This is a genomic window from Micromonospora sp. NPDC049201 (genome assembly GCF_055586805.1).
Map to the genome: position 1 here is coordinate 360,711 of NZ_JBVJHM010000001.1, position 13,523 is coordinate 374,233.

9 protein-coding genes are annotated in these 13,523 nt (G+C 72.9%); 7 read left to right on the forward strand and 2 right to left on the reverse strand.

The window, feature by feature from the left end; translation table 11 throughout:
* Window positions 1-10 precede the first annotated feature (10 nt).
* A complete protein-coding gene (locus tag ACZ6O5_RS01390) occupies window positions 11-943 on the reverse strand; it encodes an STM4015 family protein (RefSeq protein WP_465973944.1) in 933 nt (310 codons plus the stop codon).
* Between the two features lie 188 nt (window positions 944-1,131).
* Between ACZ6O5_RS01390 and ACZ6O5_RS01395 the strand changes: the two genes are divergently transcribed.
* Window positions 1,132-3,006, forward strand: coding sequence for an AfsR/SARP family transcriptional regulator (locus ACZ6O5_RS01395; RefSeq protein WP_465973945.1), 1,875 nt, complete (start codon window positions 1,132-1,134; stop codon window positions 3,004-3,006).
* On the opposite strand, the gene ACZ6O5_RS01400 is transcribed toward ACZ6O5_RS01395, so the two are convergent.
* Window positions 2,970-3,893 (reverse strand): hypothetical protein, encoded by a 924-nt coding sequence (locus ACZ6O5_RS01400; RefSeq protein ID WP_465973946.1) that lies wholly within the window; start codon window positions 3,891-3,893, stop codon window positions 2,970-2,972. The genes ACZ6O5_RS01395 and ACZ6O5_RS01400 overlap by 37 nt on opposite strands.
* A gap of 137 nt (window positions 3,894-4,030) precedes the next feature.
* On the opposite strand from ACZ6O5_RS01400, the gene ACZ6O5_RS01405 reads away from it, so the two are divergent.
* The 6 genes from ACZ6O5_RS01405 (at window position 4,031) to mmsB (ending at window position 13,103) form a co-directional block, all read left to right on the forward strand.
* Window positions 4,031-5,908, forward strand: coding sequence for an AfsR/SARP family transcriptional regulator (locus ACZ6O5_RS01405; RefSeq protein ID WP_465973947.1), 1,878 nt, complete (start codon window positions 4,031-4,033; stop codon window positions 5,906-5,908).
* A 188-nt stretch (window positions 5,909-6,096) separates the two neighbouring features.
* Window positions 6,097-7,467, forward strand: a complete 1,371-nt coding sequence (locus tag ACZ6O5_RS01410) for an endo-1,4-beta-xylanase (RefSeq protein ID WP_465973948.1) — start codon at window positions 6,097-6,099, stop codon at window positions 7,465-7,467.
* An 82-nt stretch (window positions 7,468-7,549) separates the two neighbouring features.
* Complete coding sequence (locus ACZ6O5_RS01415) at window positions 7,550-8,896, forward strand: extracellular catalytic domain type 1 short-chain-length polyhydroxyalkanoate depolymerase (RefSeq protein WP_465973949.1); 1,347 nt, start codon at window positions 7,550-7,552, stop codon at window positions 8,894-8,896.
* 197 nt (window positions 8,897-9,093) lie between these two features.
* Window positions 9,094-10,233, forward strand: a complete 1,140-nt coding sequence (gene chvE, locus ACZ6O5_RS01420) for a multiple monosaccharide ABC transporter substrate-binding protein (RefSeq protein WP_465973950.1) — start codon at window positions 9,094-9,096, stop codon at window positions 10,231-10,233.
* Between the two features lie 84 nt (window positions 10,234-10,317).
* Entirely contained in the window at window positions 10,318-11,856 is a 1,539-nt protein-coding gene (gene mmsA, locus ACZ6O5_RS01425; RefSeq protein WP_465973951.1) for a multiple monosaccharide ABC transporter ATP-binding protein, read from the forward strand.
* Window positions 11,853-13,103: a multiple monosaccharide ABC transporter permease gene (gene mmsB / locus ACZ6O5_RS01430; protein ID WP_357297612.1), complete on the forward strand. Its 1,251-nt coding sequence runs from the start codon at window positions 11,853-11,855 to the stop codon at window positions 13,101-13,103. Before mmsA ends, mmsB begins: the two co-directional genes overlap by 4 nt.
* The last annotated feature ends 420 nt before the right edge of the window (window positions 13,104-13,523 follow it).

Below are 13,523 nucleotides of genomic sequence, written 5' to 3' on the forward strand. Positions count from 1 at the left end.
CCGCCGCCGGTCACTCCCCGACCGCGGTGTAGTAGTAGGGCTGGCCGTCGTACGTGTCGGCGGTCTGCGGGTCGGAGACGTCGACCTCGACGCCGGGCAGCGCGGCGACCACCGACGCGGCCACCTCCTCGGACAGGAAGTGGTGGTGCAGGTCGAGCCGGCGCAGGTGGGTCAGCGGCTGACCGGCCAGCAGCGCCGTCGCACCGGCGTCGCCGAGCACGCCCATGGACAGGTCGAGGACCTCCAGCCGGCCGACGACCGGCGCGTCGGCGACCGCCGCGGCGATCGCGTCGGCGTGCTCCGCGTTGCAGAGCCCGAGGTGCCGCACCGCCGGCAGCCGGTCGCCGGCCAGCACCACCGCCAGGTCGTCCACGGTGGCGTCGCCGCCGTAGTCGGCGACGCCGAGCCACAGGTCCAGCCGGTGCAGCGCCGGCAGGTCACACGCCGCGACCGCGCGCACCACCTCGGCCGGCAGGCCGCCGGACTCGATCCGCAGCTCGCGCAGCGCGGTGTGCCGGACCGGCTCCAGCCGCAGCCCCTGCGCGCCGCGGATCCACAGCACCTCAAGCGCCGGACACGCGGCCAGCAGCGGCGTGACGTCGCGGTGGGTCAGCCAGGAGATCTCGCACTGCTCGGCGACCAGGTCGGCCAGGAACACCGCCCGCAGCCCGGTCCACTTCGACGCCGCGTCGACCAGCAGATCCACCGGCAGCGGGCGCTCGTGCGCCTCGCCCCACTCGCCCACCACCACGGCGCGTACCGCCTCGGCCGGCACCTCGTCGAGCAGGGCGCGGACCAGGCCGGCGAACTCGGTCGGGTCGGCGTCGAACTCCTCGACCTCCAACCGCCAGGCCACGGCGGACGGATCCGCCGGCAGCGCCATTCCCGGTGTGAACGGCAGGACCGGCAACCCGGCGAACGACGAGACGTGCGAATTGATCACACCAACCTCCGGTGCGGCAGCGGCAAGGGCGGCGGAACCGTAACAGGCGGCCCCGACACGACCAGGGGCGGCGGACTCCTGCCGTGCGCAATGCCGGCCAGTTGTGCGGTGTGTCATCGGAGTATGGCGCTCCGTCATGGACAGTCATCTGCCGGTCGCCTAGCCTCCCCGATGGGGGGGAGGCGCACATGGCCGCTGCCGTGGACCCGGTCCGCATCAGGGTGCTGGGCCCGGTCGCCGCGCTCCGCGGCCCGGTGGAGATCCCGTTGGGTCCCGCCCGCCAACGTGCGGTCCTGGGCTACCTCGCCCTGCACCCCCGGCAGCCGGTCCTGCTGGGCGCGCTCACCGAGGCGCTCTGGGGCGCCGACGCGCCGGACAGTGGCGCACACCTCATCCGGACGTACGTCGCCCGGCTGCGCCAGGTGCTGGAGCCCGACACCGCGCCCCGGGCCCGCACCAACGTCATCGCCTCGGTGCCCGGCGGCTACCGGCTCGACGTCCCCCCGGAGGACGTCGACGCGTGCCGGTTCCGGGCACTGCTCGGCCGGGCCCGCAGCCGGCGGGCGGCCGGCGCGCTCGACGACGCGTTCGAACTGCTCGCCACCGCGCTGGACCTGTGGCGGGACCCGACGCTCACCCACCTCACCGGCCTGCTGGCCGGTCCGCGGCACGTCACCGCGCTGCGCGCCGCCTGGGTCGACGCCGGCCTGCTGTACGCCTCGGTGGCGGTCGCCCTGGGCCAGACCTCGCAGGTGGTGCCGGTGGTCGAACGGCTCGCCGCCGCCGAGCCGTTGCAGGAGGCGGTGCAGGCCCGCTACCTGGAGGTGCTCGCGGGCAGCGGCCAGCGCGCCGCCGCCGTGCACCACTACCTCGACGTCCGGGCCCGGCTCCGCGCCGAGCTGGGCGTGGAGCCCGGGCCGGAACTGCGCCGCATCCACGCCGCGTTGCTGCGCGCCGGGGACGCACCGGCCCGGGCGGCGTCGGGCGCCCCGGCCCGGCCGCGGGCCGCCCGGCCGCCCGGCTGGCGCGGGCCGGGGCCGGCCCTCGGCACGCTGATCGGCCGTGACGCCGAGGTCGCGCACTGCGCCACGCTGCTGGTGGCGCACCGGCACGTGACCATCGTCGGCCCGGCCGGCTGCGGCAAGTCCGCCACCGGCCTGGCGGTCGCCGAACGGGTCGCCGCCGTGTTCCCGGACGGCGTCGCCGCCGTGGACGCGGCCGAGGCCCCGGACTGCGGCGCGGTGCTGCGCCTGCTCGCCGAGACGCTGGGGCTGGCGGCCACCGCCGATCCGCTGCGCGTCGTGGCGGAGCGTCGGATGCTGCTGGTGCTCAACGACGTCGAGCACCTGGCCGGGCGCGCCGCGGAGATGATCGAGTACGCGCGGCACCGCTGCCCCCGTACGGCCGTGCTGGTCACCTCCCGCCGCCGGCCCGGGCCGGCCCGCGCGGCGGTGTTCCGGCTCGGCCCGCTACCGGTCCCCGGGCCGGCGGACGTGGACACGCTGGCCGCGAATCCGGCGGTGCGCCTCTTCGTCGACCGGGCCCGGCTGGTCCGCCCCGGTTTCCGCCTGTCGCCGGCCGACGCTCCGACGGTGGCCCGGATCTGCCGCGAGCTGGACGGGCTGCCGCTGGCCCTGGAGCTTGCCGCCGCCTGCCTCTACACCGACAGTCTCGACGGCGTGCTCCGGCGGGTCGCCGACCCGCTCCACCTGCTGCGACCGCGGCGGCGGGGACACCCGCGGCACCACCGGTCACTCACCTCGGCGCTGCGGCGCAGCCTGGCCCCGCTGCGCCCGACCGACCGGGCGTGCCTGGCCCGGTTGGCCCGGGGGGAGCTGCGCTTCTCCCCGGACGACGCGGTCGCGCGCTGCGCCGGCATCGTCCCGGACGGCGAGGTGCGCGACGTGCTCGACCGGTTGGCCGACGAGTGCCTGCTGGAGCCGGACGCCGGCCCGGACGGCGCCCGCTACCGGCTGCTGCGCACCGTGGCGGTGGCCGCAGCCGGTGGGCGCGACGGGGACGACGGTCAGGCGTTCCAGGGCATGGTCGGGAACCAGCCGTAGCCGAACTTGGCGGGCAGCCGCACGTCCCAGTAGAAGACCAGGAACGCGCCGAGCACCAGCAGCGCGACGCCGACCAGCAGGCCGGCCCGGCCGGGCCGGGACAACCACCGCTGTACGCCGCCACGCGTGCCCAGCACCAGCAGCAGCGCCAGCACGACCATCACCAGGATGTTGCCCAGCGACTGGAGGACGAGCGCCAGCGCGCCGTAGAACGGGTTGTGACTGTCCACCGCCTGCTCCAGCAGCTTGTGGAACAGCGGGTACGGCCGCCCGACCAGGAAGCCGCCGACCAGGGCGCCGAGCGTCACCAGGCGGGCCGTGGGCCGGTTGGCGAACGGGTCGGGGAGCAACCCCAGCGCCGCCAGGCCGAGCGCGGCGAACGCCAGCCCGATCAGCCCGAACACCAAGGACGCCTGCACCAGCCGGACCGGGAAGCCGGAGCCGACGGTGGCCGTGGAGAGCTGGGGAAGCCGGGACCCGATCAGCACGGCCACGAAGCCGTACACCGCGGCCACCGCCACCAGCCCGAGCGCCAGCCAGCCCAGCGGCGCCAGCACGGCGGCGACGCGCCCCCGGCGTGACCCGTCGGCCCGGCCGGCGACGTCCGGCAGCGCGCCGAACACGGCGATGTTGCAGGCGGTGAACGTGCCGGCGAAGCCGGAGACGAAGGCGAACAGGGCGCCGGCCGCCGAGCCGCCGATCACGGTCTGCTTGGCGTCGGTGCCGAGCACGGAGTTGGCGACGGAGTCACCGATCACGTGGTCGACCAGCTCGAACGACCAGAGCATGGCGAGCAGCAGGCCCCCGGCCACGGCCACCAGCGCGGCGATCGGGCGGCGGTCCCGGGTGAGCGGGCGGTCGGTGGTGGGTCTGGCGAGTGTGGTCATTGACGATCCTCCCCTGGTCCGCGTCCGGGCCGAAAGTTCCACGCCGGGCCGGCAAACACGAAGAAGCGTGGCACGAGCGGTATGCAGCATTCTTGACGCGCAGACAGGGAGCGGTCAGGGGAGGGAATCACCGATCCGTGGAACGTCACTTCTCCGTCACCGTGCTCGGCGCGGTCCGGGTCCACGACGGCGGCACGCCGGTGGCGCTCGGTCCGTCGAAGCAGCGCGCGTTGCTGGCGTTGCTGGCCCTGCACGTCGGGGAGAACCTCCCGATCGAGACGCTCGCCCGGTCGCTGTGGGGCGACCGTCCGCCGCCCAGCGGGAGCCGTCTCCTGCACACCTACGTGGCGCGGTTGCGGCGCGCGTTGGAGCCGGCGTCGCCCCGGCACGCCCGTACCAACGTGATCGTCTCCGCGCCCCGGGCGTACCGCCTCCAGCTCCACCCGGACCAGGTCGACCTGCCCCGGTTCCGGCGGCTCACCGAGGCGGCCCGCGTCCTGGCGCGCCGAGCCCACCCGACGACCGCGTTCGCGCTGCTGACCGCCGCGGTCGCCGGCTGGTCCGATCCCGACCTGACCGACCTGCGCGGGCTGCTGCCGGGGTCGGAGACGGTCGCCGCGCTCCGCCGGGAATGGGTCAACGCCGGCCTCGATCTGGTCCGTCTCGGTCTGGACCTCGACCGGCCGGACGAGGTGCTGGCCGTCGCGGCACGGCTCGCCGCCGCCGAGCCGCTGCACGAGGCCGTGCAGGCCGGGCACGTCAGCGTGTTGGCGCGGACCGGCCGGCGGGCGACCGCCCGGGACCGGCTCGCCGAGATCACCGCCCGGCTCACCGCCGAACTGGGCATCGAGCCCGGTCCGGAACTGGCCGCCGCCGGCCGTGAGCTGCGACGCGGTCCCGCGCCGCGCCGACCCGGGACGCCTCCGCCGGCCCGCGGCGCGGCCGGCGGGAGACCCTCCGGACCGGACCCGGCCCCGGACGACGCGGACCTGGTCGGCCGGGAGGTCGACCTCGCCGCGTTGTCCGACCTGCTCGCCGAGCAGCGGGTGGTCACCGTGGCCGGGCCGGCGGGCGGGGGCAAGTCGGCGCTCGCCACCGCCGTCGCGCAGCGGGCCGGCGAGGGGTACGCCGACGGCGTCGTCACCGTCGACCTCGCCGCCGCCCGCACCCCGGCCGACGCGCTGCGGGCGATCCGTCGCCGCGTCCGCCGGGCCGGCCCGGACCCGGCACCCGTGGCCCGGCTGCTGGCCGACCGGCACGTGCTGCTGGTGCTGGACAACGTCGACCGGCTCACCGACACCTGCGCCGGCCTGGTGCACGACGTGGTGCGGGCCGGTCGTCGGGTCACCGTGCTGGTCACCTCGCGTGAGCCGCTCGGCCTGCCCTACGAGTCGGTGTGGCGCCTGCCGCCGTTGCCGGCGCTGACCACCGGCCCGGACGGGGAACGCGGCATGCCCGCCGTGCAGCTGTTCGCCCGCCGGGCCGCCCGGGCCCGACCCGGCTTCGAGTTGGGCGTCGAGGAGGTCGGCACGGTGGCCACCATCTGCGGCCTGGTCGACCGGCTGCCGCTCGCCGTCGAGCTGGCCGCCGAACGGATGGCCGACCGGACCCTGGACGAGCTGCTGCGCCACCTGGACAACCCGCTCGCCACCCTGGAGCCGCCCCGACGGCCCGGGCAGCCGGTGTCCGGGCGGTCGCTGTCCGCCGCGCTGCACCGCAGCCTCGACTGCCTGACGCCGGCCGAGCGCTGGTGCTTCGTCCGCCTCGGTGGGCTGCCCCGGCTCTTCGGCCTGGACGAGGTGGACCGGGTCTGCGGCGTCGCACCGCGGTGGCGGCCCGGCACCCGGGTGGTGCTCGACGGGCTGGTGGCGAAGTCGTTGTTGACGGCCCGGCACCACGCGGCGCGTCCCCGGTACACGATGCTGCGCACCGTGCACCAGTTCGCCGCCCGGCTGCTCGCCGCCGAGCCGGGCCGGTCCGGCGCCGTGCCGGTGCCCTCGGGCGGGGCGGGCTAGCCGGAGTCGGCCACAGCCGGCTGCGGCCCGCGACTTGACGCGCCGCATGTTATCGCTCACAGTCGATGGCAGGGCACAGGCACCGCAAGGCTCACCGGGCGAGCCGCGCTGGCCGGACCCTCGGCACCGCCGTCGAGGCGGGACGAGGCGTCGCACCACCACCGCTGCAACCCGGAAGAGGAATCCGCATGAGACCCATGAGAGCCCTGCTGTCCACCAGCCTGTTGGCCGGCGCGCTAGCCGCCGGCATGGCGGTGGCGCTGGCGCCCCACGCCAGCGCCGGCACGACCCTGGGCGCGTCGGCGGCCGAGAAGGGCCGCTACTTCGGCGCCGCGGTCGCCACCGGCAAACTGTCCGACAACACGTACGTGACGGTGCTGAACCGCGAGTTCAACTCCGTGGTGGCCGAGAACGAGATGAAGTGGGACGCCACCGAGCCCCAGCAGGGGCGGTTCAACTACACCGGTGGTGACCGGCTGGTCAGCCACGCCCGGGCCAACGGGATGAGCGTGCGCGGCCACGCCCTGCTCTGGCACCAGCAGCAGCCGAGCTGGGCGCAGGGCCTGTCCGGCACCGCGCTGCGCAACGCCGCGATCAACCACGTCACCCAGGTCGCCACGCACTTCCGTGGCCAGATCTACGCCTGGGACGTGGTGAACGAGGCGTTCGCCGACGGTGGCGGCGGTGGGCGCCGCGACTCCAACCTCCAGCGCACCGGCAACGACTGGATCGAGGCGGCCTTCCGGGCCGCGCGGGCCGCCGACCCGGGCGCGAAGCTCTGCTACAACGACTACAACACCGACGGGGTCAACGCGAAGTCGACGGGCGTCTACAACATGGTGCGGGACTTCAAGTCCCGGGGCGTGCCGATCGACTGCGTCGGCTTCCAGTCGCACCTGGGCACCACGATCCCGGGCGACTACCAGGCCAACCTCCAGCGCTTCGCCGACCTCGGCGTGGACGTGCAGATCACCGAGCTGGACGTGATGACCGGCGGTAACCAGGCGAACATCTTCGGCACGGTCACCCGGTCCTGCATGGCGGTGTCGCGCTGCACCGGCATCACCGTGTGGGGCGTGCGGGACTGCGACTCGTGGCGCGGCTCGGACAACGCGCTGCTCTTCGACTGCGCCGGCAACAAGAAGGCCGCGTACACGTCGGTGCTGAACGCGCTCAACGCGGGAGGGTCCAACACCCCGCCGCCGACCACGCCGGGCAACCCGACCACGCCGCCGCCGAGTCCGACGACGCCGGCGCCGCCGGTGCCGGGTGCGTGTTCGGCGTCGGTGTCGCTGAACTCGTGGACCGGTGGGTTCGTGGCGACGGTGAAGGTGACGGCGGGTTCGGCGGGTACGCGGAGTTGGGCGGTGAGTCTGACGTTGCCCGGTGGGGCGAGTGTGACGAACACGTGGAGTGCGACCGCCAGTGGTAGCACCGGCACGGTGCGGTTCGCGAATGTGGACTACAACGGCCAGCTCGGGGCCGGTCAGAGCACCGAGTTCGGGTTCCAGGGCACCGGCAGCGCGTCGGGGCTGACCCCGACCTGCGCCGCCCTCTGAGCCTGTCGTCGGCCCGGCCCGCGCGCACCGTGGGCCGGGCCGGCGGCCTCCCTCCCGTCCCCCCGCCTTGGAGGAACCGTCGATGAGAGCGAAGATCGCGCTGTTCGCGGCCGTGCTGGCGACGGCGCTGACGACGGCGGTCGCCGTCGTCAGCGCCGCCGGCCCGGCGTCCGCCGCCGCGCTCACCCAGGTGACGAACTTCGGCACCAACCCGACAAACCTACAGATGCACCTGTACGTGCCGGACCGGCTCCCGGCCCGGCCGGCCCTGCTGCTGGTCCTGCACTACTGCACCGGCAGCGGTCCGGCCATGCACACCGGCTCCGGCTACAGCCCGCTGGCCGACCGCTACGGGTTCATCGTGATCTACCCGTCGGTGACCCGCAGCAGCAAGTGCTGGGACGTGTCGTCGCCGCAGGCGCTGCGGCGCGGTGGCGGCAGCGACCCGGTCGGTCTCAAGTCGATGATCGACTACGTGACGGGCCGGTACCCGGTCGACCCGGCCCGCATCGGCGTCGCCGGCGCTTCGTCCGGCGCCATGATGACAAACGTGATGGCCGGCGTGTACCCGGACGTCTTCCACGCCGGGGTCAGCTCGTCGGGCGTGCCGTTCGGCTGCTTCGCCACCACCAACGGCTCGGAGTGGAACAGCGAGTGCTCCGGCGGGCGGATCACCAAGACCCCGCAGCAGTGGGGGGACCTGGTCCGCAACGCGTACCCCGGCTACACCGGCCGGCGTCCCCGCATGCAGATCTGGCACGGCACCACGGACACCACGCTGAGCTACGTCAACTTCGGTGAGCAGATCAAGCAGTGGACCAACGTGCTGGGTGTCTCGCAGACCCCGAGCATGACGGACTACCCGCAGGCCAGCGCCACCCGGACCCGCTACGGCGGCACCGGTGGGACGCCGCCGGTCGAGGCGATCAGCTTCCAGGGCTACGGCCACTCGATTCCGTTCGACGCCGCCCAGGCGGTGCGCTTCCTCGGCTTCGACGGTACCGGGGCGACCACCCCGCCGCCGAGTCCGACCACGCCGCCGCCCAGCCCGACCAGCCCGCCGCCGAGTCCGACCACGCCGCCGCCCAGCCCGACCACGCCGCCGCCGAGTCCGACGACGCCGGCGCCGCCGGTGCCGGGTGCGTGTTCGGCGTCGGTGTCGCTGAACTCGTGGACCGGTGGGTTCGTGGCGACGGTGAAGGTGACGGCGGGTTCGGCGGGTACGCGGAGTTGGGCGGTGAGTCTGACGTTGCCCGGTGGGGCGAGTGTGACGAACACGTGGAGTGCGACCGCCAGTGGTAGCACCGGCACGGTGCGGTTCGCGAATGTGGACTACAACGGCCAGCTCGGGGCCGGTCAGAGCACCGAGTTCGGGTTCCAGGGCACCGGCAGCGCGTCGGGGCTGACCCCGACCTGCGCCGCCCTCTGAGGCACGTCTCCGGCGGCGCGGCGATCCGTCGTCGCGCCGCCGGACACCGCGGGCGAACCGGCCGGCCGTAGCCGAGCCTTGTTACGAGACCGAGACATGCGCATTTCCCGTCATCGGTTGACGGTGAATCTTGTGAGCGTTAACACTCCGGGGAGGGTTATCCGTGGGTCCGTGAGTACGCAGGGGAGAGGAAGCTCGTGCGCAGACGATTTCTGGCCGCGCTCGGTGGCGTCGCGATCGCCGTCAGCCTGGCCGCATGCAGTGGTGAGGGCGCGGGTGGCGGCGGGGACACCAGCTCGGCCAAGCCCGGCGACCTGACCATCGGCGTCTCGATGCCGACCCAGACCTCGGAGCGGTGGATCGCCGACGGCAACTCGGTGAAGGAGAAGCTCCAGGCCAAGGGCTACAAGGTCGACCTGCAGTACGCCGGCGACGAGATCCCCACCCAGTCGCAGCAGATCGACCAGATGATCACGCAGGGCGCGGACGTGCTGGTGATCGCCCCGATCGACGGCACCGCGCTCAGCGGTCAGCTCCAGGCCGCCGCGGCGGCGAAGATCCCGGTCATCTCCTACGACCGGCTCATCCGCAACAGCCCGAACGTCGACTTCTACGTCAGCTTCGACAACTACAAGGTCGGCGTGGCGCAGGCCAACGCGCTCCTGGTCGGCCTCGGGCTACAGAACAAGGACGGCTCGAAGGGCAGCGCGACCGGCCCGTTCAACGTGGAGTTGTTCGCCGGCTCGCTCGACGACAACAACGCCCACTTCTTCTTCAACGGCGCGATGGACACGCTCAAGCCGTACTTCGAGGCCGGCACGCTGAAGGTGAAGTCGGGTCAGACGAAGATCGAGCAGATCGCCATCCTGCGCTGGCAGCAGGAGACCGCGCAGAAGCGGATGGAGGATGTGCTCACCTCCAGCTACAACGACGGCAGCAAGGTCGACGGCGTGCTGTCGCCGTTCGACGGCATCTCCCGGGGCATCATCACCGCCCTGCAGAACGCCGGCTACCGCGGCGGGGCCAAGAAGTTGCCGGTGATCACCGGCCAGGACGCCGAGGTCGCCTCCGTCAAGCTCATCAACGACGGCGTGCAGAGCTCGACCGTCTTCAAGGACACCCGCCTGCTCGCCGACCAGGCCGTGGTCGCCGCCGAGGCGTTCCTCAAGAAGCAGGAGCCCAAGGCGAACGACACCAAGGCGTACGACAACGGCGTCAAGGTCGTGCCCGCGTTCCTGCTGCCGGTGCAGACCGTCTACAAGGACGACATCAAGTCGGCGCTGATCGACTCCGGCTACCTGACCGCCGAGGAGGTCGCCGCCGGTCGGGCCGGCTGAGCCGCTCTCCGGCGGGCCCGGTGACGCACCTGTCGCTGGGCCCGCCGGCGCACCGACGCGACGGCCACGAGCAGGACGGTTTCCATGAGCGATCACATCCTCGAAATGCGGAACATCACGAAGACCTTTCCCGGAGTGGCCGCGCTCCAGGACGTCTCGCTCGCCGTCCGGCGCGGCGAGATCCACGCGATCTGCGGCGAGAACGGCGCCGGCAAGTCCACCCTGATGAAGGTGTTGTCCGGGGTGTACCCGACCGGCAGCTACGACGGGCAGATCGTCCTCGACGGCGAGCCGGTCGGGTTCCGGGGCATCCGGGACAGCGAGTCCGACGGCATCGTCATCATCCACCAGGAGCTGGCGCTGGTGCCGTACCTGTCGATCGCCGAGAACATCTTCCTCGGCAACGAGCGCCGTGGTCGCGCCGGGCTGATCGACTGGCACCGGACCAACGCGGAGGCCGCGGCGCTGCTGCGCTCGGTCGGGCTGCACGAGAACCCGGTGACCCCGGTGATCCAGCTCGGGGTGGGCAAGCAGCAGTTGGTGGAGATCGCCAAGGCGCTGTCCAAGAAGGTGCGGCTGCTCATCCTGGACGAGCCGACCGCGGCGCTCAACGACGTCGACTCGGCGCACCTGCTGGACCTGCTGCGGCGGCTCCGCGACCAGGGCATCACCTGCATCATGATCTCGCACAAGCTGGGCGAGATCACCGCGGTCGCGGACTCGACGACCGTGATCCGGGACGGCCGCACGGTCGAGACGCTGGACATGGGCGACGGCACGGCGACCCAGGACCGGATCATCCGCGGCATGGTCGGTCGCGACCTCGCGGCGTTCTACCCGACCCGGACGTCGACGCCCGGCGCCGAGGTGCTGCGGATCGAGGACTGGACGGTGCGTCACCCGACCCAGGACCGGCTGGTGGTGGACCACGCCTCACTCACGGTCCGCGCCGGCGAGGTGGTCGGCATCGCCGGCCTGATGGGTGCCGGCCGCACCGAGCTGGCGATGAGCGTATTCGGCCGGGCGTACGGCCGGGACATCACCGGCCGGGTCTTCGTCAACGGCCGCCAGGTGCGGCCCCGCACGGTGGCCGAGGCGATCGCCGCCGGCATCGCGTACGCGACGGAGGACCGCAAGCACTACGGCCTCAACCTGATCGACGACGTACGGGGCAACATCTCGGCCGCCGCGCTCGGCAAGCTCGCGCGCAACGGCTGGATCGACGGCAACGCGGAGATCACGGTCGCCGAGCGGGGCCGGCGCGACATGAACATCAAGGCGCCGAGCGTCATGTCGGTGGTGGGCAAGCTCTCCGGCGGCAACCAGCAGAAGGTCGTGCTGGCGAAGTGGCTGTTCACCGACCCGGACGTGCTGATCCTCGACGAGCCGACCCGGGGCATCGACGTCGGGGCGAAGTTCGAGATCTACACGATCGTCAACCGCCTGGTGGCAGACGGCAAGGCCGTCGTCATCATCTCCTCCGAGCTGCCCGAGCTGCTCGGCATGTGCGACCGCATCTACACCCTGGCGGCCGGCCGGATCACCGGCGAGGTGCCGGTGGGCGACGCCACCCAGGAGAACCTGATGGAACTCATGACCAAGGACAGGGATCTCGTCGGATGACCAGCACGAAGCCCGCCACCTCCCCGAAGGTCGACGCGCCCGACGCCGGCGCCGCCGCCACCCTGAAGACCGGGACCAGTGACCCGCGGACGCTGATCCTCGGCAACCTGCGGCAGAGCGGCATCTACATCGCCCTGGTGGTGATCGTCGCGCTGTTCGCGATCCTCACCGACGGCGTCTCGCTGAGCCCCGGCAACCTCACCAACATCGTTCTTCAGTACTCCTACATCCTGGTGCTCGCGATCGGCATGGTCATCGTGATCATCGGCGGGCACATCGACCTGTCCGTCGGGTCGGTGGTGGCGCTGACCGGCGCGGTCTCGGCCGTGCTGGTGATCCGGGAGGGCATGCCGTGGTGGGTCGGCATCCTCGCCGCGCTCGCCGTGGGCGTCGCGGTGGGCGCCTGGCACGGTCTCTGGGTCGCGTACGCCGGCATTCCGGCGTTCATCGTCACGCTGGCCGGCATGTTGTTGTTCCGTGGCCTGACGCTGCGGGTGCTGGACAACATCTCGCTGTCGCCGTTCCCGGCCGAGTACCAGCGGGTCGCGGCCGGCTTCCTCAACGGCCTGCTCGGTGGCCAGGGCTTCGACGCGTTCACGCTGTTCATCGGTGTCTTCGCGGTGGTGGGGTACGCGGCGAGCGTGTTCCGGACCCGGCTGGCCCGGGTCCGCCACGAGCAGCCGGTGGAGTCGTTCCCGCTCTTCGTGCTGCGCGTGGCGGTGGTCGGCGCCGTCGTCATGTGGTTCGCCTGGCAGCTCGCGCACGCCCGGGGCCTGCCGATCGTGCTGATCGTCCTGGCCGTGCTGGTGCTCGTCTACGGCCTGCTCACCCGCCGTACCGTCTTCGGTCGCCAGGTCTACGCGATCGGTGGCAACCTGCCGGCGGCGACGCTGTCCGGCGTGCGGGTGAAGACGGTCAACTTCTGGGTCTTCGTCAACATGGGCTTCCTCTCCGCGGTGGCCGGCGTGATCTACTCGTCGCGCTCCAACGGGGCCCAGCCGGCGGCGGGCAACATGTTCGAGCTGGACGCGATCGCGGCGGCCTTCATCGGCGGCGCGGCGGTCACCGGCGGGGTGGGCACCGTGGTCGGCGCGATGGTGGGTGGCCTGATCATGGCGGTGATGAGCAACGGTATGCAGCTCATGGGCATCGACCAGTCGATCCAGTCGGTGGTGAAGGGGCTGGTGCTGCTCGCCGCGGTGGCGTTCGACATCTGGAACAAGCGCCGGGCCGCGGGTAGCCGGTGAGCGTCCGGCCGGACGGGGGGTGTGCCGTCCGGCCGGTCATCCGGTCGCCCTCGTGCACGCCGCGGCGGCCGGCTGTCTGTCGTGTCGTTCCGCGTCCGATGTCGACGCTCCACAGCCGCGCCGGTGTCCGACCGGATCGGCCACCCCGTCGCGGCCCCGGCCGTCCCTCCGGGGCGCGGCGGGGTCGTCCCGTCCCGGGGTGCGCAGCGGCACGGCGAGGTTAGAAATGTTATCGCTGACATCAAGCTGTGTAAATCGTCATGCCCGTCGCGGCGTGGTCGCCCGGAGGGCTCTCCGTCCGCCGGTCGGGTCGGAAACAGGCCGTTGAGAGCCCCTCTGGGGGCGTCGCGCCGCGTCTCCGTATGTCCCGTCGGGTCGCTGGCCGCTCCGTTCGTTCACCGACTCTCAGGGCATCGATTG

What these genes read in the sequence shown, in the direction of transcription:
- ACZ6O5_RS01395 (WP_465973945.1), top strand. Translation starts at nt 1,132, where the DNA reads ATGGCCGCTGCCGTGGACCCGGTCCGCATCAGGGTGCTGGGCCCGGTC.
- ACZ6O5_RS01400 (WP_465973946.1), bottom strand. Translation starts at nt 3,893, where the DNA reads ATGACCACACTCGCCAGACCCACCACCGACCGCCCGCTCACCCGGGAC.
- ACZ6O5_RS01410 (WP_465973948.1), top strand. Translation starts at nt 6,097, where the DNA reads ATGAGACCCATGAGAGCCCTGCTGTCCACCAGCCTGTTGGCCGGCGCG.
- ACZ6O5_RS01415 (WP_465973949.1), top strand. Translation starts at nt 7,550, where the DNA reads ATGAGAGCGAAGATCGCGCTGTTCGCGGCCGTGCTGGCGACGGCGCTG.
- mmsA (WP_465973951.1), top strand. Translation starts at nt 10,318, where the DNA reads ATGAGCGATCACATCCTCGAAATGCGGAACATCACGAAGACCTTTCCC.
- mmsB (WP_357297612.1), top strand. Translation starts at nt 11,853, where the DNA reads ATGACCAGCACGAAGCCCGCCACCTCCCCGAAGGTCGACGCGCCCGAC.